Raw genomic sequence first — 23,880 nt, 5'->3', positions numbered from 1 at the left:
CATCGGGCGTACGCAATGCCCGTCAAGGCCGCGGCAGTGTATGCGGCATGTCCACCCGTCCATGCAAGGGAGTTCGCATGACCTTTCGCTCTTTGAGTCCCCGTCTCGCCGTGATGGCCCTTTGTTTCGGGCTGGCGGCGGCCCCCGTCGTGGCCAGTGCCCAGGCCTTTGTCGAATTTCCCGGCCGCAGTCTTTACGAGCGATTCGGCGTGGATGCCGTGGACCTGTTCGATCTGCGGGGCCAGTTGTCGCGCTCCACGGTGATCGATGTCCGCCCGCGTCTGGAATACGACATCCTGCACATCGAGGGGGCCCATCATGTACCGCTGGGCGCTCCGGATTTCGAGGATCAGGTACGGGCCCTGGAAGAGCAGCATGGCGGGCCCCTGGTGTTCTACTGCAACGGGCGCGAGAGCTACATGTCCTATCGCGCTGCCGCGCGGGCCAACGCGGCCGGGCTCGGTCCGACCCAGGCCTATGACGCCGGCGTCGCGGACTGGGCAGACCGCTACCCGGGGCTGGCCATGCTCCGCGGCGAGCCGATCGAGGACCCCGAGACCCAACTCATCACGGACGCGGCCTTCGAGGCGCGGTTGCTGGATGCCGACACCTTCGCCCGTCGTGTTCGCAACGACGACAATGCGGTGGTTCTGGACGTGCGCGGCAACGAGGAGCGTGACGAGATCTCGCTGTTTGCCGGGCGCGAGATGTCGGCCCCGTTGGAGAACATCGATACGCTTAACCGCATCCTCGGCCAGGCCAACCGGGATGGTGATGCGCTGTTGATCTTTGACCAGAACGGTCAGCAGGTGCGCTGGTTGCAGTATCACCTGGAGGAACGCGGCATCGAGAACTACCACTTCCTGGAAGGCGGCCTGCAGCAGTTCTACGACGAGGTGATGACGCGCTGATTGTCCGTCTCACTGCTTGCCTACGTTAAAAAGGGCCGGGATCATACGATCCCGGCCCTTTTTTGGAGCGGTATCAGCGACGAAACAGCGCCAGGAGGATCGTGATCACCACGCTGACGATGATCATCGTGGTGAGCGGGAAGTAGAAGCGGGCGTTCTCGCGTTCGATCACGATGTCACCCGGGAGCCGGCCCCAGGGGATTTTTCCGAGCCATGGCCACAGCAGACCGATCAGGACGATCAGCCCGCCGATGATGATCAGCCATTTGCCCGTCGCGTTCACCGTGGCGGACTCGACCCGCTTAACCGGAGGTCATCTCCTCGACGCCCGAGGCGGAGCCCACCAGCATGACATCCGCCGAACGGCGGGCGAACAGTCCGTTGGTCACGACGCCGGCGATATGGTCCAGCTCGGATTCGAGCTCCACCGGGTTCATGATGCGCAGGTTGTGCACGTCGAGGATCACGTTGCCGTTGTCGGTCTTGAAGCCCTCGCGCAGTTCCGGGTTGCCGCCCAGCTTCGACAGGGCGCGGGCCACGTGGCTGCGCGCCATCGGGATGACCTCGATCGGTAGCGGGAAGGCTCCCAGATAGTCGACGACCTTGGTTTCGTCGACCACGCAGACGAAGGTCTTCGACGCCGCCGCGACGATCTTTTCGCGGGTCAGCGCCCCGCCGCCGCCCTTGGTCAGGTGCAGATGCCGGGTCGCCTCGTCGGCCCCGTCGACGTAGATCGGCAGCGGACCGGCGGAGTTCAGGTCCAGTACCTCGATACCGTGGCCGCGCAGGCGCTCGGCGCTGGCCTCGCTGGAGGCCACGGCGCCATCGATCTTGCCCTTGATGCCGGCCAGGGCGTCAATAAAGTAGTTCGCGGTGGAACCGGTGCCCACACCCACGATCCAGCCGCTCTCGATCCGTTCCAGCGCCGCCTCGGCGACCGCCTTTTTCATTTCGTCCTGATTCATCACCGTCTCCCGAATATTCTGTCCGTAACCCATTGAGGATACCGACTGCTCCGTCCCCGGGACAAGCGGAAGCGTTAAGGCCTCGCATGCTATCGTTTGGGCCATGAAATTCCCCTATCTCGAGAAGATCCTGACGGCGCGCGTCTACGATGTCGCGCGCGAGACGCCACTGGACCCGATGCCGAATCTGTCGGAGCGCCTTGGCTCCACGTTGTGGCTCAAGCGCGAAGATCTGCAGCCGGTGTTCTCGTTCAAGCTGCGCGGCGCCTACAACAAGATCGCCCAGCTGACCCCGGAGCAGCGCGCAAAGGGCGTGGTCGCCGCCTCCGCCGGCAATCATGCGCAGGGGGTTGCGCTGGGGGCCAGTCACCTCGGCATCAAGGCCGTGATCGTGATGCCAGTGACCACGCCATCGATCAAGATCGACGCGGTGCGCCGGTTCGGTGGCAAGGCCGTGCTGCACGGCGACTCCTTCGACGAGGCGGCCGCCCACGCCCGCGAACTGGAACAGAAACACGGCTACACCTTCATCCATCCGTTCGACGATCCCGACGTGATCGCCGGGCAGGGCACGGTGGCGATGGAGCTATTGCGCCAGCACCCGGGTCACCTGGACGCGGTGTTTGTCTGCATCGGTGGGGGCGGACTGGCGGCCGGCATGGCCGCCTACATCAAGCGCCTGCGTCCGGAGATCAAGGTGATCGGCGTGGAGCCGGACGATGCGCCCTCGATGTACAAGGCGCTGCAACAGAACCGCCGGGTCACCCTCAAGCAGGTCGGGATCTTTGCCGACGGCGCGGCTGTGCGTCAGGTCGGCAAGGAGACCTTCCGTCTGTGCCGCGATCTGATCGACGAGGTCCTCCTCGTGGACACCGACTCCATTTGCGCGGCCATCAAGGACATCTTCGATGACACCCGCGTGGTGGCCGAGCCGGCCGGGGCCCTGGCGGTGGCCGGGATGAAGCAATACATCCAGCGCGAGGGCCTGCAGGGCGCGAGCCTGGCGGCGGTGCTCAGTGGCGCGAACATTAATTTCGATCGTCTGCGTCACGTGGCCGAGCGTGCCGAGATCGGCGAGCATCGCGAGGCCCTGTTTGCGGTCACCATCCCCGAGCGTCCGGGTAGCTTTCGCCAGTTTTGTCAGGCCATCGGCAAGCGCGGGGTCACCGAATTCAACTACCGCTACGCGGATGACGAGCAAGCCCAGGTCTTTGCCGGCATCAAGCTGGAAGGGGGCGATGCCGAGCGCCAGGAAATCCTGTCGGCCCTGGAGCAGGCGGGTTACGACGTTCTGGACATGACCGAGAACGAGGTGGCCAAGCTCCATCTCCGGCACATGGTCGGCGGCCACGGTGGCGAGGTCCGCAACGAACGGATTTACCGCTTCGAGTTTCCGGAGCGACCCGGCGCGCTCCTGAATTTCCTGACGCACATGGGGCAGACTTGGAACATCAGCCTGTTCCACTATCGCAACCATGGCGCCGCCTATGGCCGCGTGCTGGTCGGCATGCAGATCCCCGCCGAGGATCGGGCGCGCTTTCGTGCTTTCCTGAAGGAGGTCGGGTATCCATGGCACGAGGAGACCGGGAATCCGGCCTACTCCCTCTTCCTGCGCTGACCGCGTCTCGCCCGCCCGCCTGATTGTGGCTGGTCCGGGTTCGTCGTCCGGTGTTTACGGTGGCGCCGGTCCGCATACTGCCACGCGCTGACTCGCCAGCGCGCCCCGAGTTACTTCTTTGCTCGTGCAAAGAAGTAACCAAGAAACACGCCCGACTGCCGCGACCCCGGCCCGCTGCGCGGGCCGGGGTTTCCCTCGCTCCGAGGCTTTTCGCGGGCGGCGCTGAACTCGCTACGCCTTCGGCTTCGCTCAGACATCCAGCGCCTTGAATCCCGCGAAAAGCCTCTCCACTCGGCGCGACGACAACGGGGAGGTAGGTCAAGACAATTGCGATCCGAAGGCCTGCGCCATTGGTTGGAGGTAGGCTGTTCCCGCATCTTCGGCACGCTCGGCCTTTGGCCGTTGCGTGCCGCGCCCGCGAAGCGGGCGCCGGGGGGCGTAGGATGTGATGAGCGCAGCGAATCGCATCAGGGTTTCGCACGACGTGGGAAACGGTGCGTTTCGCTGCGCTCAACCGCACCCTACCGGATACCGTCGGTTTTGACCTTCCCCTCCCGTATGGAGCCCCTTGCGGAGGGGTCCTCGGCCGGGAGAAGGCGCTGGATGTCTGAGCGGAGCCGAAGGCGCAGCGAGTTCAGCGCCGCCGGCCCGAGGACCCTGGAGCAAGGTTCCCGGGCGGAATCCGGGTGCCCTTCTTTGGGTACTTTCTTGGGCAAGCAAGAAAGTACCTCGCGGCGCGCTGGCGAGACAGCGCACGGCAGTATGCGGACCGAAGCCACCGTAAACACCGAGCGATGGATCATGGCCAGCCACAACATGGCATATGCGGCCGGATGGAAGGCGGGTGCCCGGAAGGTGGCGCGCGGTAGCGGCCGGGTCAGGTGGGGCAGGGTGTCTGCCAGGTCGTCACGCGGGCGGGATCGCCATCGGTGTTGTCGAGGCGGGCGAGGGTCATGCGGTTGCCCCAGACGCAGCCGCTGTCCAGGGCCAGCCAGTCCGGTCCGACGCGATGTCCGAGTGCGGCCCAGTGGCCGAACGCGATCGGGTGGCCGGCGGCCGCGCGGCCGGGTACCTGGAACCAGGGGGTGAGGCCGGATGGGGCCTCTTCCGGCGGGCCGTTGCCGGCGAATTCCAGCGCCCCGTCGGCGGTGATGTAGCGCATGCGGGTGAAGGCGTTGATGGTGTAGCGGGAGCGGTCGTAGCCGTCCAGATCGGGGCTCCACAGCGTCGGTTCATCGCCGTACATGACCTCGAACAGCGCCTGACGGCGGGCGGGGTCGCGTAGATCGGCCTCCACGCGCCGTGCCTCGGTCTGCGCTGTGTCCGGGTCCCAGGCCGGCGGGAGGCCCGCATGCACCAGCATCCAGCCGCTGGCCGTGTCGGATTGCAGTAGCGGGCGCCGCGCCAGCCAGTCCAGGAGGTCGGCGGCGTCCGGGGCGTCCAGCACCGGGCGCAGGGTGTCCTTGCCGCCGGGGGGGCGCACGCCTTCGGCGGTGGCCAGCAGGTGCAGGTCGTGGTTGCCCAGTACCGTGGTGGCGGCATCCCCCAGCGCCCGGACCCGGCGCAGGCAGCCGAGCGAGTCCGGGCCACGGTTGACCAGGTCGCCGACCAGCCATAGATGGTCGGCCGCCGGGTCGAAGCGCACCTTCTCCAGCAGGCGTTCCAGCGGGTCCAGGCAGCCCTGGAGGTCGCCGACGACGTACAGTGCCATCGAGCCGCCTAGTGCAGCGTGCGCGGGACGGATAGCGTGAACGGCGGGATCGGCGCGTCGAAGGTGTTGCCGCGTTCGTCGCGCATGCCGTAGCTGCCTTCCATGGTGCCCACCGGGGTCTCGATCACCGTGCCACTGGTGTACTCGAAACTGTCACCGGGCTCGATGCTGGGCTGTTCCCCGATCACGCCCTCGCCGCGTACCTCCTGCGTCTGGTCGCGGCCATCGCGGATGATCCAGTGGCGGTTGAGCAGTTGCACGGTCAGCGCCCCCGCGTTGCGGATCACCACGTGATAGGCGAAGACATAGCGGTCGTCATCGGGTTCCGACTGGTCTTCCACATAGGCAGTGGAGACCTCGATCTCGATGGTGTGGGCTTCGGTGTCGTGCTCTTGGGGCTGGTTCATGCGGTTGCGGCTCCAGATTCGTGAGCGGGAAACGCCCGTGCGCGGGGCAGGCCCGGCATCAGGGTTTCACGGACCGGCTGGCGTACACGGCAGCGCCGAGCAGGCCCGGTTCGGGGTGCATGATAAGGGCCACGGGCAATTGCTCAAGCAAGTGGGTCATCGGTGGGCGATTACGGAAGGTGCTACGAAAGCGTGGTCCGCGGAACGCCTCGAGCCAGCGCGGGGCGATGCCACCGGCCAGGAAGACCCCCCCGCTGGGGAGTGCGGTCAGGGCCATGTCAGCCAGTTGCCCGGCGTAGACACCGACGAAGCGATCGATGACGGCTTGAGCCGCGGGGTGCCCGGCGAGCGCCAGTTCGCCAATCGCCGCGGCGGGTTCGGCGGTCTCCAGGGCCTGCGCCAATTCCGGGTCAGGCTGGCGGTCGAGCTCGAAATGCCCGATGCGGGCGATCCCGCGACCGCTGAGCAGATGCTCGCGTGTGCAGTATCCCAGTTCGCGGGCCACGAAATCGCCCAGTGCGGCCTCCTCCGCCCCGCTGGGCGAGAAGCGCGCGTGGCCGCCCTCGCCGGGAAAGATGGTGGCGGCGCCGGGCGGGCCCACCAGACAGGTGCCGAGTCCGGTACCGGCGCCCGCGACTAGGCGCAGGCCGGCGGGATCGTGCGCTCCTTCCTGCAGGGTTTCGCAGTCCTGTGGCTGCAGGGCGTCGAGGCTCGCGCCGATGGCGGCAAAGTCATTCAACAGGGTGACGGGCAGACCCAGGTGATCCGCGAGCGTGGTGGTGTCCAGCGCCGTCCAGGGCAGGTTCGTGACGCGCGCCCGGCCGTGATGCACGGGGCCGGCCACCGCCAGACCCGCCGCAGCAAAGGTATCCACTGTCGCAACCTCGGTGCGCCAGCGTTCGAGGATGCTGGCCAGGTCGGGGTGTTCGCGGCTGCGGTAGCGCTCGCCCTCGTGCAAAGACCACCCGTCCGCATCGCGGTGGGCGCGGGCAACGCGGGTATTGGTTCCGCCAACATCGGCAACGATCAGGTCCATGGGCCCATGGTAGCGGATCGCGGCCGCCGGCTGTTCAGGGGGTGGCGGGGTGGAGGCGTCGAGCCAGGGCCTCGAAGCCGGTGATGTCGATGTTCTCCGGGCGCTCGCCCGGATCCAGGCCGGCGGCCTCGAGATCGGCGATCTCGGCCAGGCCGGAGAGACCGCGGCGCAGGGTCTTGCGGCGGCTGGAGAATGCCTGATTGACCACCCGTGCGAAGGTTGGGTACAGCGTCGCCGCGACGCGCGGTTCGGCCAGGGGCGTGATGCGCACGACGCTGGAGTAGACCTTGGGTGGGGGGTGGAAGGCCCCGGGGGGCACGGTGAACAGGGCGGTCGCCTCGGCGCGGGCGGCCAGCATCACGGTCAGGCGCCCGTAGCGCTTGCTGCCGGGGGCGGCGGTCATGCGCTCCACGACCTCGCGTTGCAGCAGGAAGTGCATGTCGCGGATGGCGCCGACCTGATCCAGCAGGTGGAACATCAACGGGGTGGAGATGTTGTAGGGCAGATTGCCGACCACACGCCAGCCCCGCTCGGGCAACGCGCCGAGGTCGGATAGCTGCATATGCAGGGCGTCGCCCACGTGCAGATCCAGGCGTTCTGGGGGGAAGCCGGCGCGCAGGCCGGCCGCCAGGTCGCGGTCGATCTCCACCGCGACCAGATGCTCAAGGCGCTCCAGCAGGGCGGCCGTCAGGGCGCCACGGCCAGGACCGATCTCCAGCACGGCATCGCCGGGTTGCGGGGCGATCGCCGCGACGATGCGCGCGAGGATGCCGGCATCGTGGAGGAAGTTCTGGCCGAAACGCTTGCGGATCGGCGACGAGGTCTTGATTCGGGTCATGCCCTGGGGGTGCTCCGGCGTGCGGCGGCTCGCGCCGCGAGGGTTTCGGCCAGGCGTTCGGCGGCCTGGAAGCTGCCGACCTCGGCGCGCCCGGTGCCGGCCAGATCCAGTGCCGTGCCGTGGTCCACCGAGGTGCGGATGAAGGGCAGGCCCAGGGTGACATTGATGGCGCTGCCGAAGCCGGCATGCTTGAGCACCGGCAGTCCTTGATCGTGGTACATGGCGAGCACGGCGTCGACGCCGTGCAGGGCGCGCGGGGTGAATGCGGTGTCGGCCGGGAGTGGCCCGCGCAGACGCATGCCGGCTTCCCGCAGGCGGTCCAGGGTGGGGGTGATGATCTCGATCTCCTCGCGTCCGAGGACCCCATCCTCGCCGGCATGCGGGTTCAGCCCGCAGACGGCGATCACCGGGTCGGCGATACCGAAGTCGCGCTGCAGGTCGTGATGCAGGACGCGGGTCACGGCCTCCAGGCGGTCTGCGGTGATGGCGTCGGGGACCGCGCGCAGTGGCAGGTGGGTGGTGACCAGCGCGACCCGCAGGCCCTCGGTGGCCAGCAGCATCACCGGCATCGGCGCGCCTGCGCGCTCGGCCAGCCACTCGGTGTGACCACTGAAGGCGATCCCGGCGCGGTTGATTACGCCCTTGTGCACCGGACCGGTGACCATCGCCTCGAAGGTGCCGTCGAGGCAGCCGGCGGCGGCCGTGGCCAGCAAGGCCAGCACGTGCTCGGCGTTGGCCGGGTCCAGGGTGCCGGCGACCACCGGGGTTGCCACCGGTACGGGCAGGATCTCCAGGGTGTGGGCCGGGGTGACCGCGCGCGGGCGTTCTGGGTCGAAGTGGATCAGGCGCAGGGACTCGCCGAGCTGGCGGGCACGGGCCTCGAGGACGTCCGGGTCGGCGATGGCGACGCGCTGCGCGTGGCCGCGCTGCCGGGCCATGGCGATCAGGAGATCGGGCCCGATGCCGGCGGGGTCGCCGGCGGTCAGGGCCAGGCGCGGGACCGCGTGGGCCCCGCGCGGATCAGGAGCCGAAGCCGTCGACCCGGTATTCGACATAGGCCTCGTCCCGCAGGCGGCGCAGCCACAACTCGAGTTCTTCCTCGCGCTTGCGGTTTTGCAGGATCTCGCGGGCACGGGCCCGGATCTGTTCGCGCGAGGTGTCGACCTCGCGGCGTTCCAGGACCTCGATGATGTGCCAGCCGAACTGGCTCTCCACCGGTTCGCTGACCACGCCCGGTTCCAGGGCGTCCATGGCCTCCTCGAAGCCGGGCACCAGTTCGCCCGGGCTGACCCAGCCGAGGGTGCCGCCCTGGGCGGCCGAGCCGGGGTCGTCCGAGTTGGCGCGTGCCAGGTCCTCGAAGCTCGCGCCCTCGCGAATGCGGTTGTACAGCGACTGCGCCTGGCGGCGGGCGTCCTCGTCACTGCGCACCTGGTCCGGGCTGATCAGGATGTGGCGCACGCGGGTCTGCTGCACGCGCGTCTGGTCGCCGCCCTCGCGGTCCAGCAGTTTCATGATGTGGAAGCCGCCGGGCGAGCGCAGGACCTCGCTGATCTCGCCTGTGCGCATCAGCACCGCTTCGCGGGCGAACATGCCGGGGATTTCGCCGGCCGAGCGCCAGCCGAGGTCGCCGCCTTCCAGGGCCTGAGGGCCTTGGGACTCGCGGATCGCGACGGTGGCGAAGTCCTCGCCCTCGCGCACGCGTTGGCGCAGCGCTTCGGCCTTCTCGCGTGCCTCGGCGATCTGGCTGGCATCCGCGCCCTGGGGCAGGGGGACCATGATCTGCGCGATGCGATAGCGCACGCCGCGGTCGATCGCACCGCTCTCGGAGGCGATCAGGTCGGCGATCTCCGGGTCGGAGACGCGGATGCGTTGATCGACCTGGCGGCGCTGCAGCTGGTTCACGGTCAGTTCGTGGCGGATCTGTTCGCGAAAGGCGTTGAAGTCCACCCCGTCCTGCATCAGGGCCTGACGCAGTTGCGGCAGGGTCATGCGGTTCTCGCGGGCGATGTTCTCCATCGCGCGGTTCAGAGTCATCTCGTCGATGTTGATGCCGACGCGCTCGGCCTCCTGCAGCTGCACGCGCTCGACGATCAGGCGCTCCATGACCTGACGCGCCAGGGTGTCCTGATCCGGCGGGCGAGTGCCGCGCTCGACCATCTGCTGGGCGATCAGGTTCATGCGTTCCACCAGTTCGCGCTGGGTGATCACGTCGTCGCCCACCACGGCCAGGATGCGGTCGGTGAAGCGGTCGCCCTCCGGGGTAATCGGGGCGGCCGGGGCCCCGCTGTCGCGGGCGGCCCCGGGGGTGACCGGGGCCTCGACCGCGCCCTGCGAGAGGTCGCCGGCCGCGGGCCCGGTCGTCTGGGCCATCGCCGGCAGGCCGAGGCCGTAGACCAGGGCGGCCAGCAGCGGCAGCAGGGCGCGGGCCTTGCCGCGGCGGCGTTGTTCAGGGACGTGCGTCATATCCGGCAATACCCTCGCGCAATAGCGAATCCACGCCGGAATCGAACCGTGCCAGGCCGTCCAGCGTGAGTTGGAAGTAGATCGAGTTGTCGTAGGTCTCGTCGAAGGAGAGCGCGCGGCGTGCGACCACGCGGATACCATAGCAGCAACTACGATACTGAAGCCCGGCCAGAAGTTCGAGATCGCGTTCCTCCTGCAGGCTGTAGTTCCAGCGCCCGATGGCGTCGATGCGCTCGGTGACCGGCCACATCACGGAGACATCGGTCTGGTCGATGGAGCGCACGCCGGCCTCGCGCTGGCGGTAGCCCACGTTGATCCGGGCGCGTTCGCGCGGGCTGTAGCCGACCGAGACCGCCGCCAGGGTGGTCTCGCCGGCATCCTGGTTGTAGAGAATGGACCCGCGACCGTCCCAGGCGTCGCCGATGCGGACCCGGCCTTCCAGGGCCAGGTCGGAGGTGGAGGCGTCCAGTACCGGGGCGTTGGGGTTGCGCCGGACTTCGCGGTCTTCCAGGTAGTGGATCTGCCCGGCAGACAGGCTCAGGCGTTCGCGCCCGGTCTGCTGGTCGAGGATGCGGGTGGTCAGGGCGGTGGTGACCTGATGGGTGTCGCCCACCCGGTCGGCGCCGACGAAGCGGTCCAGGCTGAACAGGTTGTCGAAGCTGAAATCGGCCTCGCCGGTATCGAAGATCGGGATGTCATTCTGGTCGCGAAAGGGCACATAGCCGTAGAAGATGCGCGGTTCCAGGGTCTGCAGGCGCTGGCCGCCCGCGATGGGGCGCTCGAAGATCAGCCCGGTGTCGATGGAGGCCCGCGGCACGGTGCGGCTGATGGATTCCGGACGGTCGTCCTGGCCGCGGCGGTCCAGCTCGTAGCGGGTGTGACGAACCCCGACGGCGGGTTCGAAGAAGAAGCCACCGGTGTCATGGCGCCAGCGGACCTCGGGGTTCAGGTCGAGGCGGGTGCCCAGCGGGCGCGCGGACTGTGTTTCACTGCGCGCGAAGCGCACCAGCTCGGTGTCGAGGTCCCAGGACAGGCCATGGCCCAGGTATTCCCCCGCCTCCAGGGTGATCTGTGGCAGGCGCTGGTAGGGCTCGCCGGCGTCGCTCAGATCGGGGTCGACGATCTGGTAGTCCTCGATACGCGTGCGCAGGCGATAGGCCGGCTGGTTCCAGGTCAGGTCGGCGGAGCGCCGAAGATAAGGGGTGGAACCGGCGTAGCGGTCGGAGTTGCCGAAATCGAAGAAGTATTCGCGGTCGGAGACATCCGCGGCGTCGAGGCGCAGGTTCAGATTGGAAGTAATCCGGGTCTGATGGCGCCACTGGGCGAAGTGGCGGTCTTCGCCGGTCTCGCGGTCATCCGGCAGGTAGCGGACGTCGAGCACACCATTGTGCCGGGGCTGCAGATAGCGGAACTCGGTGCCCAGCATTACGCCGCGGTCGGCCATGATGCGCGGGGTAAAGGTCGCGTCGTAGTTGGGCGCGATGTTCCAGTACCAGGGGGTCGCGAGATCGAACCCGGTGCGCCCGCCGGTACCCACACTGGGCAGAAGGAAGCCGCTCTTGCGGCGATCATCCAGCGGGAAGTTGATGTACGGGGTGTAGGCGATGGGCACGCCCTTGAAACGGATCGTCGCGTTGCGGGCCACGCCGACGCCGCTTTCGCGGTCCAGCTCCAGGTCGCCGGTGCGCAGCCACCAGGAGTCGTTGCCGACCGGGCAGGTGGTGTATTCGGCGTCCTCGAAGTCGTGGCGGTGCGGGGCATGCTGAACGCCGCGTTCGGCGCTACCGCGTGCCGGGATGGACTGCACCAGGAAATCGATTCGGCGGAACTCGCCGGTCTCCGCGTCCAGGCGGTACTCGCCGCCCTCGGTGTGCAGCAGCAGGTCGCCGTCGAACAGCCGGGTGTCGCCCTCGGTGCGCGCAGTGCCGGAGGCGCGGTCGTATTCGAGGAAGTCGGTATCCAGGCGTCGCCCGGCCTCGAACAGGTGCACGTTGCCTGTGGCCGAGATGCGATCGCCGTCGCGGCGGACGTGATCGGCGTCAATCTCGGTCAGGCCGCCCTCGAGGGTACGCAGCTCGGGCCATTCGACCCCCGGGGCAAACGCACATCCCGACGGGCGTTCGTCGGCGGGCCCGGTTACGGGGATCAGGCCGGCGGCCGCCAAGCCCAGGCTCACCGCGACCTGCCGCGCGATCGGGTGACGGCGAGGCGCGGAGCTGGCGGGCCGGCGGCTCATCCCGAATTCAGGACAGCAGCTGGCGGATCTCGTCGAAGATCAGCTCGATGTCGCGGGTGCCGTTGATGTGCTTGAGCAGGCCATGACCGTCGTAGTACTCGATCAGCGGCTGGGTCTGTTCCTCGTAGACCTTGAGGCGGTTGACCACGGTCTCTTCGTTGTCATCCGCGCGGTGGACCAGGTCACCGCCGCACAGGTCGCACACGCCCTCTTTCTGTGGCGGGAAGGTATGGGTGTTGAACACTGCGCCACAGTCGCCGCAGGAGACACGCCCGGTCAGGCGCTGCTTGAGTTCCTCGAACGGGACGTCGATCTGGATCGCGCGGTCGAGCGGCGACTCGATGTCGGCCAGCATGGTATCCAGGGCCTCGGCCTGGGCGACGTTGCGCGGGAAGCCGTCGAGGATGAAACCCTTCTGCGCGTCGGGTTCCTGCAGGCGATCGCGGATCAGCCCCAGCACCAGGTCGTCGGGGACCAGCTGGCCGGCATCCATCGCGCTCTTGGCCTGCTTGCCGAGTTCTGTCTCGGCGGCGACGGCGGCACGCAGCAGGTCGCCGGTGGAGATCTGGGGGATGCCGAAGGTGGCGACCATCTTCTTGGCCTGGGTGCCCTTGCCGGAACCGGGGGCGCCCATCAGGACGATACGCATAGCTGACTCCTGCCGGGTGCCGCGCCGAACCGCAGGACTAGCCGGGAACGGGGGCGGCACGGTGAATGGCGGTGGCGAAACGGGGCTGGTCACTGAAGACGCAAACCGTTTCCCGAGCGCGGTCTTATACCGCCTGAAGGTGCTTGCCCGCAACCGTTGGGGCCGCTGGCCGGGTGCCCTTGAGGTGCGTGTCCCCTGTATAATGCCCGGCTAGCCAAACCAACTTTTGGGAAGCAAGCATGGACATGAACCAGATCGAAGCCGGCAAGGATCTCCCCAATGACGTCAACGTCGTGATCGAGATCCCCGCCCACGGGCAGCCCGTCAAATACGAGATCGACAAGGACAGCGGGGCCCTGATGGTTGATCGCTTCATGACGGTCGCGATGTTCTATCCGTGCAACTATGGGTTTGTTCCGCACACCCTGTCGGAAGACGGCGATCCGGTGGATGTGCTGGTGGTCACCCCGGTGCCGCTGATGCCGGGTTCGGTGGTGCGTTCGCGTCCGATCGGCGTGTTGCAGATGACCGACGAGGCGGGTGTGGACGCCAAGATCCTGGCCGTGCCGGTGACCAAGCTGCATCCGCAGTACGAAAAGTATCAGGGGCCGGAGGACGTGGGTCAGGAACTGCTGGACTCGATCAAGCATTTCTTCGAGCACTACAAGGAGCTGGAGAAGGGCAAGTGGGTCAAGGTCGAGGGCTGGGCGGACGCCGAGGCGGCCAAGGCGGAGATTGTTGCCAGCTACAAGCGTTTCCAGAAGAGCAAGATCTGACGTCGCCACCCGCTGCATGCAGCGGGTGGCCAGCGCCGGGCCGCCCCCCTGGGGCGGTCCGGTCTTTGCGTGGGCGGTGGTCAGCGGGGGTCACGGCCCCGTGACCCCCTGAAATGGCCGAACGCGACGCCTACGGCGAGGAACAGCAGGACCGCGAACGCTTTGCCGTGCGCATCCTGCTCGCGCTGGTGATCCTGGCGGTCATCCTGCTGGCACTGGGCTGGCGGCTTTCGGGCCTGCAGGTCGGTGCGCATACGCACTTCACCACGCTCTCGGAGAACAACCGCCTGCGGGTGGAACCGATTGCCCCCACTCGGGGGGTAATCCGCGACCGCAATGGCGTGCTTCTGGCGGGCAATCGCGCGTCCTATCAGCTGGAGGTCACGGTCGAGCAGGCCGGCGATCTCGATTCCCTGCTCGCTCGCCTGCGCGGTTACGTGGAGCTAAGCGAGGCGGACGTCGAGCGGTTCCAGCGCGGGGTGCGTCAGCGGCGGCCGTTCCAGCCGGTGTTGCTGAAGGCCGGCCTGGACGACGAGACGGTGGCGCGGATTGCGGTTTCGCGCCACGAGCTGCCCGGGGTGGAGATCGAGGCGCGGCCGCTGCGGTTCTATCCGCTGGGGTCCAAGTTCTCGCATGCGGTCGGCTATGTCGGGCGCATCAATCAGCAGGACCTGCAGCGGGTCGACGGGCGTGCCTATGCCGGCACTTCGCATATCGGCAAGAGCGGCGTCGAGCGCTACTACGAGGATCTGCTGCACGGGCGGCCGGGCTATCGCCAGGTGGAGGTGAACGCCCAGGGGCGCGTGATCCGCGAACTCTCGGTGACCCCGCCGCAACCGGGCACGGACCTGACCCTGACCCTCGACGTCAACCTGCAGCAGGCGGCCTATCGGGCGTTGGCCGGGCGGGACGGGGCCATCGTGGCCGTGGATCCGAATAATGGCGAGGTGCTTGCGCTGGTCAGCGCCCCCGGTTTTGATCCCGAGTCGTTCGTCCACGGGATCTCGCAGGCCGACTTTGCCGCGGTGCGTGACGACTATCGCCGGCCCCTGTTCAACCGCGCCCTGAGTGGCCAGTACCCGCCGGGTTCGACGATCAAGCCGCTGGTGGGTCTGGCGGCCCTGGACGAAGAGGTGACCACCGCCGAGCGCGAGATGTTCGCCCGCGGGTATTTCCAGCTCCCGGGGCATGAGCGGCGCTATCGCGACTGGCGTCGCGAGGGGCATGGCCGCGTGGACATGTCGCGCGCCATCGCGGTGTCGTCGGACGTCTATTTCTACGACCTGGCCCACACCATGGGGATCGACCGCATGGTCCCGATTCTGGGGGCCTTCGGGATCGGGCAGCGGACCGGGATCGATTCCACCGGGGAGCGCCCGGGCATCCTGCCCAGCCGCAACTGGAAACGGGCCACGCATGACCAGGTGTGGTTTCCCGGCGAGACCCTGATCACCGCAATCGGCCAGGGCTACATGCTGTCGACCCCCCTGCAGATGGCCGACTTCACTGCGGCCCTTGCGGCCCGTGGCGAGCGTTATCAGCCGCACCTGCTGCGCGCCATGGACAACGGAGTGGGCGAACCCGAATATCGCTTGCCCATGCTGCGGGATCCGGTAACGGTCGACGAGAAACACTGGGACGCCATCCATGGCTCGCTGGTGGAGGCCGTGAACGCGCGTCATGGCACCGCCTGGGGTAGCGTCGGCAGTACCCGGCCGGAGTACACCATCGCCGGCAAGACCGGTACCTCTCAGGTGTTCAGCCTGGGCGAGGACGAGGAATACGACGAGGAGGAACTGGCACGGCGCCTGTGGGACCATGCCCTGTTCGTCGGATATGCCCCGGCCGAGGATCCGCGCATCGCGGTGGCGGTGCTGGTGGAGCACGGCGGTTCCGGTGGCCGGGTGGCGGCGCCGGTGGCCCGCGAGGTGATGGATGCCTATCTGCTGGAGGGGGCGGGCATGACGATCGATGTCCCGGAGGACGAATGATCAGCGTGACCGGCCGCGAGATGTCCGTTAGTCAGTGGGCGCTGCGCAGCCTGCGCCTGGACAGCGTGCTGCTGGTGCTGCTGTCCATCCTGCTGTTGCTGGGGCTGGCGGTACTGTTCAGCGCCACCGGCGAGAGCGTGGTCGCCCTGGAGCGACAGGTCATGCGGATCGGCCTGGGGGTGGCCGCCATGCTGCTGGTCGCCCAGGTGTCCATGCATGCCCTGCGCGCGATCTCGCCATGGCTCTTTGTAGCCGGGGTCCTGCTGTTGCTGGCGGTGATGTGGGTCGGGGATGTTGGCAAGGGCGCGCAGCGCTGGCTGGATCTCGGCTTCATGCGCTTCCAGCCTTCGGAGATCATGAAGCTTGCGGTGCCGATGATGGTGGCCTGGTACCTGTCCCAGCGGGATGGACGTCCGCGCTTCCGAGACCTGGTGGTGACTGCGGCGCTGATCCTGGCGCCGGTCTATCTGATCATGCAGCAACCGGACCTGGGCACCTCGATGCTGGTCGGGGCCGCCGGGTTCCTGGTGATCTTTCTTGCGGGGCTGGGCTGGCGCTGGTTCGTTGGGCTTGGGGTTACGGCGGCCGCCGCCATCCCGATCCTGTGGTCGCAGATGCTGGATTATCAGCGCCAGCGGGTGCTGACGCTGTTCAACCCGGAGTCCGATCCGCTGGGCGCCGGCTATCACATCATCCAGTCGAAGATCGCCATCGGGTCCGGCGGGCTGTATGGCAAGGGCTGGCTGAACGGGACCCAGTCGCAACTGGAGTTTCTGCCCGAGCGTTCCACCGACTTCATTTTTGCGGTCTACGCCGAGGAATTCGGCTTTATAGGTGTCGCGCTGTTGCTGCTGCTGTATTTTGCGATTGTTGCGCGCGGGCTCTGGATCGCCGCGCTGGCACAGGATCGCTACGCCCGGTTGCTGGGCGGGAGTATCAGCCTGACCTTTGCGGTCTACATGGTGGTCAATATCGGCATGGTGACCGGCCTGTTGCCGGTGGTCGGCGTGCCGCTGCCCCTCGTCAGTTACGGGGGTACTTCGCTGGTGACCCTTATGGTCGCCTTCGGTATTCTCATGAGCATAGCCTCCCAGAAACGCCTGGTGAATCGATGAGCCTGAACTTGCGCCCCGTGTGGGCCCGCATTGTCCGCCCGACCCTGTTACGGACGGGGCTGGTCCTGTCCCTGGCTGCCGTGTCCCTCCCGGTCGCGGCCGAAAGCGAATTCCGTGCCGGCGATCCGCCGTATCTCGAGCGCGACGAGGTGCAGGCGTTCATCGACGAACAGGTGGAGGCCGGCCGCGACCGCGAGGCGCTGGAGGCGATGTTTGCCGCCGCCGACCCCCAGCAGCGCATCCTCGACCTGATCTCCAGCCCGGCCGAGGCGCGGCCGTGGAAGGACTATCGTCCGATCTTCATCACCGACCAGCGCATCGAGCGCGGTCGCGACTTCATGGAAGAACACGGCCGCTGGCTCAAGCGCGCCGAGGATCGCTTTAGTGTGGAGCCGAAGATCATCGCCTCCATTATCGGGGTCGAGACCTACTATGGCCGCAACACTGGCGGCTTCCGCGTGTTCGATGCCTTGGTGACCCTGGGCTTCGACTACCCGCCGCGATCGGATTTCTTCCGCCGCGAGCTGGGTGAATTCCTGACCCTGGTGGACGAGGAAGGCCTGGATCCGCGCGAGACGCGCGGATCCTACGCCGGGGCCATGGGGCGCGGTCAGTTCATCTCGTCCAGCTATCGTCACTACGCAGTGGACTTCGACGGCTCCGGTCAGCGTGACCTGTTGAACTCCTGGCCGGACGCGATCGGCTCGGTGGCCAACTACTTTCGCGAGCACCACTGGAACCATGGCGAGCCGGTGGTGGCGAAGGCGCGGGTCGAGGGGGATGCCCACGAGGCCCTGATCAGTCGCAACTATCAGGCCCGCTTCGGTCTCGACGAACTGGCCGAGCACGGCATTTATCCCGACGAGGCCGTGGACGAGGATGGCGAGTATTCCTTCATTCGTCTCGAGGGCGATGACGGTTACGAGTACTACCTGGGATACCCGAACTTCTACGTGATTACCCGCTATAACCGGAGCCCGCTGTATGCGATGGCCGTGCACCAACTTGCCGAGGCACTGGCCGACTAGTCCGGCCTCCGGGCCTGCGCCCGGGGCGCTCCTGCTGGGGTTTGTGTTGCTGGCGCTGGCTGGCTGTTCCGGTACCCCGGAGCGTGACCCGCGCCCGCTGGGGGACGCCGCCTATGACAGTTACCCCGATGCGGCCGACGTGCCGCAGGATCTCGCCCTGATCCCGGAACCGGAGCCGCGCAATGAGCCGCCCAGCCGCTATGGCAACCCGTCGGAATACGAGGTGTTCGGGCAGCGTTATCGCACCCTGCGGACCAGTGACGGCTTCGAGGAAGAGGGCATTGCCTCCTGGTACGGCACGAAATTCCACGGCCGGCGTACCTCCAGCGGCGAGCCCTATGACATGTATGCGATGACGGCGGCACACAAGTCTCTGCCGCTGCCAAGCTATGTCGAGGTCACCAACCTGGAGAACAACAAGCAGGTGGTGGTGCGGGTGAATGATCGCGGGCCATTTGTGGATGGGCGCATCATCGACCTTTCCTACGCTGCGGCCCATCGCATCGACATGACCGATGCCGGTGTGGCTCGGGTGCGTGTGCGCTCGGTGGGGCCGGGTGATACCGAGTCCGACGACCGAGTTGCGGCCGCGCCGGCCGCGGGGTCCGTCGTCGACGTGGCTGCCGTGACCTCGCCGGAACGGGTGGGCGAGCGAGCCCCCGAACCGCTACCGGAGACAGCAGACTCCGGGATGCCCGCCGCCGGGTCCAACGGCGAGGGCGCCGGGGGCGGGCGTTTTGTCCAGGTCGGGGCGTTTTCCGAGCGCCAGTCCGCGGAACAGGTGCGCGAAGATCTGCGCGCCCTGGGTTTCGACCCGGTTCGTATCTCCACCCTGGGGCGGGACGACGGTGCGGACCTCCATCGCGTGCGGATTGGCCCGTTGGCGGATGGCGATGCGGTCCGCGCGATCACGGATCGCCTGCAGGGTGCGGCGCACGTTGATTACCGCGTGGTCGAGAACGCCCAGTAAAGGCTCTGCCGCTGTTGTTTTTCCGGCCCGTCCCAGGCCCCACTCTGCTATCGTAGACCGGTCCTTAAGGAGGTCCTTCCCTGCCATGACTCTGTCCGTTCGCATTCCCTTTTTGCCGTTTCTGGTGGCCTGCCTGCTCGCGATGCTGGTGCTTGCTCCGGTGCACGCGCAGGAACAGCAACTGCCCGTGGCCGGGGATGGGGCGAACACCCCCAGCGGGATCCCGCGCCCGCCATCGGATGTGACGGCGGCGAGTTATGCGCTGATGGACTTCGACTCCGGTCTGATGCTGGCCAGTCGCGAGCCGCAAGTGGAGCGCGAGCCGGCCAGCCTGACCAAGGTGATGACTGCCTACGTGGTGTTCGGCGAGATCACCGAGGGCCGCATGGCGCTGGACGATACGGTCACGGTGAGCGAGCGTGCCTGGCGCACCGGGATGACCGGGGCATCGCGGATGTTCATCGAGGTCGGCGAGGAGGTCGCGGTCGAGGACCTGTTGCGCGGCATGATCGTCCAGTCCGGGAACGATGCCTCTACCGCTCTGGCCGAGCATGTGGCCGGCTCCGAAGGGGCCTTTGTCGACATGATGAACTCCCAGGCTCGTGAACTGGGGATGCGCCAGTCCTATTTTGCCAACCCGCATGGCCTGCCTTCCGAGGAGTCGCAGTACACCACTGCGCAGGACATGGTGCTGCTGGCGCGGGCGCTCATTCGCGATTTCCCGGATCTCTATGGCTACTACAGCGAGCGGTCCTTCGAGTACAACGACATCTCCCAGAGCAACCGCAATATGCTCCTGTGGCGCGATTCCGGCTTTGATGGGCTGAAGACCGGCTGGACCTCGAGCGCCGGGTACAACCTGGTGTCGTCGGCCAAGCGCAATGATCGTCGCCTGGTGGCCGCGGTGATGGGCATCGAAGCGCCCGACCATCAGCAGGGCGGGACCCGCCGTGCGAACGAATCCCAGGCGCTGGTGAACTGGGGTATGCGTTTCACCGCGACCCGCAAGCTGTTCGAAGGGGCGCACGAACTGGGAACGCCACGGGTCTACCGCGGGGCGGATACCGAGGTCGCCGTGGGGCTGGCCGAGGACTTCTGGGTGATGGTTCCGCCGGGGCGTGAGGACGACCTGGACGCCTCGATGGAGGTCCACCAGCCGTTGGAGGCACCGCTGGCGGCGGGCGACCCGGTCGGTGAGGTGGTCGTGCGCCTGGATGGCGAAGTGATCCGTACCCAGCCACTGGTTGCGTTGCACACGGTGGAGCAAGGTGGCCTCGTGCGCCGCCTGTGGGATGGGGCGGCGCTGGGTATCCAGGCGGCCTGGCCGTTCTGACACGCAGGTTGCGCGTGAGTATTGCCTACTTCAACGGGGACTACCTTCCGCTGGACCAGGTGCGGATCTCGCCGCTGGACCGCGGTTTCCTGTTCGGGGATTCGGTCTACGAAGTGATTCCCAGCTACGCGGGCGAATTCTTCATGCTCCCCGCGCATCTCGAGCGCCTGGATCGGTCTCTCGCGGCCATCCGCATTCTCAGCCCCTTTGATGCCGGGCAGTGGACTGCGCTTCTGGAAGATCTGCTGGCGCGCAATGCCGATCCCGCTACCCCGGATCTGGGGGTGTACCTGCAAGTGACCCGCGGTGTGGCCCCGCGCGATCACGCCTTCCCGCCGGATGCCCGGCCGACGGTCCTCGCGATGGTGAGCCCGATCCGGCCTCTGCCGGAGACGGTGCGCACGGAGGGTGTGGCGGCCGTGACCGCCGAGGATCGCCGCTGGGGCCACTGCGACATCAAGGCGACCACGCTGCTGGCCAATGTCCTGAACCGCCAGGCCGCGGTCGAGCAGGGTGCGGTCGAGGCGATCCTGCTGCGTGATGGACAGCTAACTGAGGGTGCTGCCAGCAACGTCCTCGTGGTCCTCGACGGCCGTCTGGTGACGCCGCCACTCGCGCCTTCGGTGCTGCCCGGGGTGACGCGGTCACGGGTTCTCGATCTGGCGCGCGAGTTGGGCTACCCGGTGGAGGAGTGCGCGGTAAGCGAGTCCGAGCTGGCACGGGCGGAGGAGATCTGGTTGACCAGTTCGACCCGCGAGATCCTCCCGGTCACGCGCCTTAATGACCGGGTCGTGGGCGCGGGGCATCCTGGTCCGGTCTGGAAGACCCTCCATGCGGCCTATCAGGCTGCCAAGCCGGGTGCGCCCGTGAGTGAGCCAATGCAGTCCGGAGGTGCCGCATGAGTGACCGCGAGACCCTGATCGAATTTCCCTGCCGGTTCCCGGTGAAGGTGATGGGGGATGCCCATCCAGAGTTGATGGAGGCCGTAGAAGGTTGCGTGGCCGAACACCTGGATGCCGATGACGCGGTGATCGAGCAACGGGCCTCGCGCGCCGGCCGTTACGTCGGCATCACCATCACCTTTACCGCGACGAGCCAGGCACAACTGGACGCCTTCTACCGCTCCCTTGGCCGTTGCGACCGGGTGCGCATGATCCTGTGACACCGGCCCCGGTCGAGGTGCGCGAGCTGGGGCTGCAGCCCTACGTCCCGGTCTGGCAGGCGATGCAGTTGCATGGGCGCGAACGCGCGGCCGAAGCCCCCGATGCCCTGTGGTGCGTGCAGCATCCCCCGGTCTTCACCCAGGGACGCAATGGCCGTCCGGAGCACCTGCTCGATCCTGGGGCCGTGCCGGTGGTGGCGATCGACCGCGGCGGGCAGATCACCTATCACGGGCCCGGCCAACTCGTCGTTTACACCCTGCTGGATCTCAGGCGCCTCGGGATCGGCGTGCGCCGTCTGGTCGCGTGCCTGGAACAGGCCATCATCGATACGCTTGCCCAATGGGGTATCGAGGCCGAACGTCGGGCCAACGCGCCCGGGGTTTATGTCGGGCAGGCGAAGATTGCGGCCCTCGGCTTGCGCGTGCGCCACGCCCGCAGCATCCATGGCCTCGCCCTGAACGTGGCGCCGGTGCTGGCGCCGTTTGCGCGCATCAACCCCTGTGGCTATGCGGGCCTGCCGACGACCTCCATGCAGGTCCAGCTTGGTGGTCCGGTCACAATCGACCGTGTTCGCGACGCGCTCCTGGCGAATCTCGCCGCACAGCTATTCCCGGACCGGGATTCTCCATTCCTGCATGAGCCGGCGCTGCCAGCTGAGCTGGTGCGGGTCCAGGCCCTGGGGCGTTGCCCGGCGCCGTAACACGTCGCCCGCGTTTCCGAAGGCTGGCCAGGCCCTAGCCTTTGGAGCTTTTCGTGCCGTCTGCCTGGTTGTGGCTGGTCCCGGTTCGTCGTCCGGTGTTTACGGTGCCTCCGTCCGGCCGCCTGCCACGCGCTCTCTCGCGAGCGCACCGCGAGGCACTTCTTTGCTCGTGCAAAGAAGTGCCCAAGAAACACGCCCGACTGCCGCGACCCCGGCCCGCTGCGCGGGCCGGGGTTTCCCTCGCTCCGAGGCTTTTCGCGGGCGGCGCTGAACTCGCTACGCTGCGCTCCGCTCAGACATCCAGCGCCCCGTGTCTATTTAGAATCGTCCCGCGAAAAGCCTCTCCACTCGGCGCGACGACAACGGGAAGGCAGGTCAAGACAACAGCGGTCCGAAGGCCTGTGCCATTGGATAGAGGCAGGCTGTTCCGGCACCTGTGCACGCTCGGTCTGCGGCCATGGCGTGCCGCGCCCGCGAAGCGGGCGCCGGGGGGCGTAGGATGTGATGAGCGCAGCGAATCGCATCAGGGTTTCGCACGGCGTGGGGAACGGTGCGTTTCGCTGCGCTCAACGGCACCCTACGGGATACCGTCTGTTTTGACCTTCTTCTCCCGTATGGAGCCCCTTGCGGAAGGGTTCTCGGGCCGGGAGAAGGCGCTGGATGTCTGAGCGGGGCCGAAGGCGCTGCGAGTTCAGCGCCGCCGGCCCGAGGGCCCTGGAGCAAGGTTCCCGGGCGAAATCCGGGTGCCTTTCTTTGGGCACTTTCTTGGGCAAGCAAGAAAGTGCCTCGCGGTGCGCTCGCGAGAGAGCGCATGGCAGGCGGCCGGACGGAGGCACGGAAACACAGCGGACGAACCGGGTCTAGCCACAACAAGGCAGACGGCGGACCGAGGCCACCGTAGGACACTGGATGCCGAGCGGGCCAGGCCCGCGATGCTGGGCTGGACGGGCAGCGGTGGCACGGGCCACCGCCCGTGACGCGTCAGGCGGTTTCGAGGCCCTGGGCCTGGAGGTCGGCGTGGTAGGACGAGCGGACCATCGGGCCGCTGGCCACCTGCTTGAAGCCCATCTCGCGGGCGCGGTCGCCGAGCTCGTCGAACTCCTCGGGGGAGAGGAAGCGCGTCACCGGCAGGTGATGGCGCGACGGCTGCAGGTACTGGCCCAGGGTCAGCATGTCGCAGCCGTGGTCGCGCAGGTCCTGCAGGACCTCCAGCAGTTCTTCACGGGTCTCGCCGAGCCCCAGCATCAGGCCCGACTTTGTCGGCACGCCCGGGTGCTGTTCCCGGAACTGCCGGAGCAGTTCCAGCGACCAGGCATAGTCGGCGCCCGGGCGGGCCTCGCGGTACAGGCGCGGGACCGTCTCCAGGTTGTGGTTGAAGACGTCCGGCGGGGCCTGGTGCATGATTTCGAGCGCGCGATCCATGCGGCCGCGAAAATCGGGTACGAGGATCTCGATCTTCATGTCCGGGTTCAGGGCGCGCACCTCGCGGATGCAGTCGACAAAGTGCCCGGCGCCCCCGTCGCGCAGGTCGTCGCGGTCCACCGAGGTGATCACGACATAGTTGAGGCCAAGCGCCTGGATGGTCTCGGCCAGGTGACGGGGCTCGTCCGCGTCCAGGGCCTCGGGGCGGCCGTGGGCGACGTCACAGAACGGGCAGCGGCGGGTGCAGATGTCGCCCATGATCATGAAGGTGGCGGTGCCGTGGGCGAAGCATTCGCCGAGGTTCGGGCAGCTGGCCTCCTCGCAGACGGTGTGCAGTTTCTGCTCGCGCAGGATGCCCTTGATGCGCTGTACCTCGGGCCGTGCCTGGCTTTGCGCGCGGATCCACTTGGGCTTGCGCTGGGGCTTCTCGGTGGGATGGATCTTGACCGGGATGCGCGCGACCTTGTCGGCGGCGCGCTGTTTTTCACCGGGCTGGGGGCGGATTCGAGTGTCCATGGACCTTCCCTGAATTTCGTGGCGGCCGGGTT

Annotated in this window: 23 protein-coding genes and 1 pseudogene; 13 read left to right on the top strand and 11 right to left on the bottom strand. The window is 67.5% G+C overall.

Features of this window, described 5'->3' with window-relative positions; translation table 11 throughout:
* The first annotated feature begins 77 nt into the window (after positions 1 to 77).
* A complete protein-coding gene (locus D575_RS0101290; protein ID WP_018144101.1) occupies positions 78 to 911 on the top strand; it encodes a rhodanese-like domain-containing protein in 834 nt (277 codons plus the stop codon).
* A gap of 73 nt (positions 912 to 984) precedes the next feature.
* On the opposite strand, the gene D575_RS0101285 is transcribed toward D575_RS0101290, so the two are convergent.
* A complete protein-coding gene (locus D575_RS0101285; RefSeq protein WP_018144100.1) occupies positions 985 to 1,194 on the bottom strand; it encodes a DUF2905 domain-containing protein in 210 nt (69 codons plus the stop codon).
* Positions 1,195 to 1,213: 19 nt separating this feature from the next.
* A complete protein-coding gene (rpiA, locus tag D575_RS0101280; RefSeq protein ID WP_018144099.1) occupies positions 1,214 to 1,876 on the bottom strand; it encodes a ribose-5-phosphate isomerase RpiA in 663 nt (220 codons plus the stop codon).
* A gap of 103 nt (positions 1,877 to 1,979) precedes the next feature.
* Here rpiA and ilvA point away from each other — a divergent pair, with 103 nt between their 5' ends.
* Both ilvA and D575_RS14640 read left to right on the top strand, forming a co-directional pair.
* Positions 1,980 to 3,494, top strand: coding sequence for a threonine ammonia-lyase, biosynthetic (gene ilvA, locus D575_RS0101275; RefSeq protein WP_018144098.1), 1,515 nt, complete (start codon positions 1,980 to 1,982; stop codon positions 3,492 to 3,494).
* Between the two features lie 354 nt (positions 3,495 to 3,848).
* Positions 3,849 to 4,105, top strand: a pseudogene (locus D575_RS14640) (hypothetical protein).
* Between the two features lie 266 nt (positions 4,106 to 4,371).
* Here D575_RS14640 and D575_RS0101270 read toward each other — a convergent pair.
* The 8 genes from D575_RS0101270 to D575_RS0101235 are packed head-to-tail and all read right to left on the bottom strand — an operon-like array spanning position 4,372 to position 12,834.
* On the bottom strand, positions 4,372 to 5,205 hold the full coding sequence (locus D575_RS0101270; protein ID WP_018144097.1) for a symmetrical bis(5'-nucleosyl)-tetraphosphatase: 834 nt from the start codon (positions 5,203 to 5,205) through the stop codon (positions 4,372 to 4,374).
* 8 nt (positions 5,206 to 5,213) lie between these two features.
* Positions 5,214 to 5,612 (bottom strand): Co2+/Mg2+ efflux protein ApaG, encoded by a 399-nt coding sequence (apaG, locus tag D575_RS0101265; protein WP_018144096.1) that lies wholly within the window; start codon positions 5,610 to 5,612, stop codon positions 5,214 to 5,216.
* A 58-nt stretch (positions 5,613 to 5,670) separates the two neighbouring features.
* Complete coding sequence (locus tag D575_RS0101260) at positions 5,671 to 6,648, bottom strand: glucokinase (RefSeq protein ID WP_018144095.1); 978 nt, start codon at positions 6,646 to 6,648, stop codon at positions 5,671 to 5,673.
* 34 nt (positions 6,649 to 6,682) lie between these two features.
* Positions 6,683 to 7,486: a 16S rRNA (adenine(1518)-N(6)/adenine(1519)-N(6))-dimethyltransferase RsmA gene (gene rsmA, locus D575_RS0101255; RefSeq protein WP_018144094.1), complete on the bottom strand. Its 804-nt coding sequence runs from the start codon at positions 7,484 to 7,486 to the stop codon at positions 6,683 to 6,685.
* A complete protein-coding gene (gene pdxA, locus D575_RS0101250) occupies positions 7,483 to 8,541 on the bottom strand; it encodes a 4-hydroxythreonine-4-phosphate dehydrogenase PdxA (protein WP_018144093.1) in 1,059 nt (352 codons plus the stop codon). Before pdxA ends, rsmA begins: the two co-directional genes overlap by 4 nt.
* The gene (locus D575_RS0101245) at positions 8,507 to 9,949 is read right to left on the bottom strand and encodes a peptidylprolyl isomerase (protein WP_018144092.1); all 1,443 of its coding nucleotides are present in this window, start codon (positions 9,947 to 9,949) and stop codon (positions 8,507 to 8,509) included. The genes pdxA and D575_RS0101245 overlap by 35 nt, the downstream gene beginning before the upstream one ends.
* Entirely contained in the window at positions 9,933 to 12,185 is a 2,253-nt protein-coding gene (locus tag D575_RS0101240; protein ID WP_018144091.1) for an LPS-assembly protein LptD, read from the bottom strand. Before D575_RS0101240 ends, D575_RS0101245 begins: the two co-directional genes overlap by 17 nt.
* Positions 12,186 to 12,192: 7 nt before the next feature.
* Positions 12,193 to 12,834: an adenylate kinase gene (locus D575_RS0101235; protein ID WP_018144090.1), complete on the bottom strand. Its 642-nt coding sequence runs from the start codon at positions 12,832 to 12,834 to the stop codon at positions 12,193 to 12,195.
* A gap of 239 nt (positions 12,835 to 13,073) precedes the next feature.
* Between D575_RS0101235 and ppa the strand changes: the two genes are divergently transcribed.
* From ppa to D575_RS14505, 10 genes are all read left to right on the top strand, one after another.
* A complete protein-coding gene (ppa, locus tag D575_RS0101230; RefSeq protein ID WP_018144089.1) occupies positions 13,074 to 13,610 on the top strand; it encodes an inorganic diphosphatase in 537 nt (178 codons plus the stop codon).
* 113 nt (positions 13,611 to 13,723) lie between these two features.
* Positions 13,724 to 15,601 (top strand): penicillin-binding protein 2, encoded by a 1,878-nt coding sequence (mrdA, locus tag D575_RS0101225; RefSeq protein WP_018144088.1) that lies wholly within the window; start codon positions 13,724 to 13,726, stop codon positions 15,599 to 15,601.
* Positions 15,598 to 16,716 (top strand): rod shape-determining protein RodA, encoded by a 1,119-nt coding sequence (gene rodA, locus D575_RS0101220; protein ID WP_018144087.1) that lies wholly within the window; start codon positions 15,598 to 15,600, stop codon positions 16,714 to 16,716. Before mrdA ends, rodA begins: the two co-directional genes overlap by 4 nt.
* The gene (gene mltB, locus D575_RS0101215; protein WP_018144086.1) at positions 16,713 to 17,744 is read left to right on the top strand and encodes a lytic murein transglycosylase B; all 1,032 of its coding nucleotides are present in this window, start codon (positions 16,713 to 16,715) and stop codon (positions 17,742 to 17,744) included. The genes rodA and mltB overlap by 4 nt, the downstream gene beginning before the upstream one ends.
* Entirely contained in the window at positions 17,701 to 18,714 is a 1,014-nt protein-coding gene (locus tag D575_RS0101210; RefSeq protein ID WP_081612080.1) for a septal ring lytic transglycosylase RlpA family protein, read from the top strand. The genes mltB and D575_RS0101210 overlap by 44 nt, the downstream gene beginning before the upstream one ends.
* Positions 18,715 to 18,799: 85 nt before the next feature.
* Positions 18,800 to 20,047: a D-alanyl-D-alanine carboxypeptidase family protein gene (locus D575_RS0101205; RefSeq protein ID WP_018144084.1), complete on the top strand. Its 1,248-nt coding sequence runs from the start codon at positions 18,800 to 18,802 to the stop codon at positions 20,045 to 20,047.
* Positions 20,048 to 20,061: 14 nt separating this feature from the next.
* Entirely contained in the window at positions 20,062 to 20,949 is an 888-nt protein-coding gene (locus D575_RS0101200) for a D-amino acid aminotransferase (protein WP_019612493.1), read from the top strand.
* Positions 20,946 to 21,209 (top strand): YbeD family protein, encoded by a 264-nt coding sequence (locus tag D575_RS0101195; RefSeq protein ID WP_018144082.1) that lies wholly within the window; start codon positions 20,946 to 20,948, stop codon positions 21,207 to 21,209. The genes D575_RS0101200 and D575_RS0101195 overlap by 4 nt, the downstream gene beginning before the upstream one ends.
* Positions 21,206 to 21,910, top strand: a complete 705-nt coding sequence (gene lipB / locus D575_RS0101190) for a lipoyl(octanoyl) transferase LipB (RefSeq protein WP_018144081.1) — start codon at positions 21,206 to 21,208, stop codon at positions 21,908 to 21,910. The genes D575_RS0101195 and lipB overlap by 4 nt, the downstream gene beginning before the upstream one ends.
* Positions 21,911 to 22,332: 422 nt before the next feature.
* A complete protein-coding gene (locus tag D575_RS14505) occupies positions 22,333 to 22,578 on the top strand; it encodes a hypothetical protein (RefSeq protein WP_369699428.1) in 246 nt (81 codons plus the stop codon).
* Positions 22,579 to 22,891: 313 nt separating this feature from the next.
* Here D575_RS14505 and lipA read toward each other — a convergent pair whose 3' ends face one another.
* Entirely contained in the window at positions 22,892 to 23,848 is a 957-nt protein-coding gene (lipA, locus tag D575_RS0101185) for a lipoyl synthase (protein WP_018144080.1), read from the bottom strand.
* Positions 23,849 to 23,880: the final 32 nt, after the last annotated feature.

The sequence above is a fragment of the Thioalkalivibrio sp. AKL6 genome (genome assembly GCF_000376905.1).
GTDB classification, from domain to species: domain Bacteria; phylum Pseudomonadota; class Gammaproteobacteria; order Ectothiorhodospirales; family Ectothiorhodospiraceae; genus Thioalkalivibrio; species Thioalkalivibrio versutus.
Note: the sequence above shows the minus strand (reverse complement) of the source record. Positions and strands in the feature narration are given on the sequence as shown.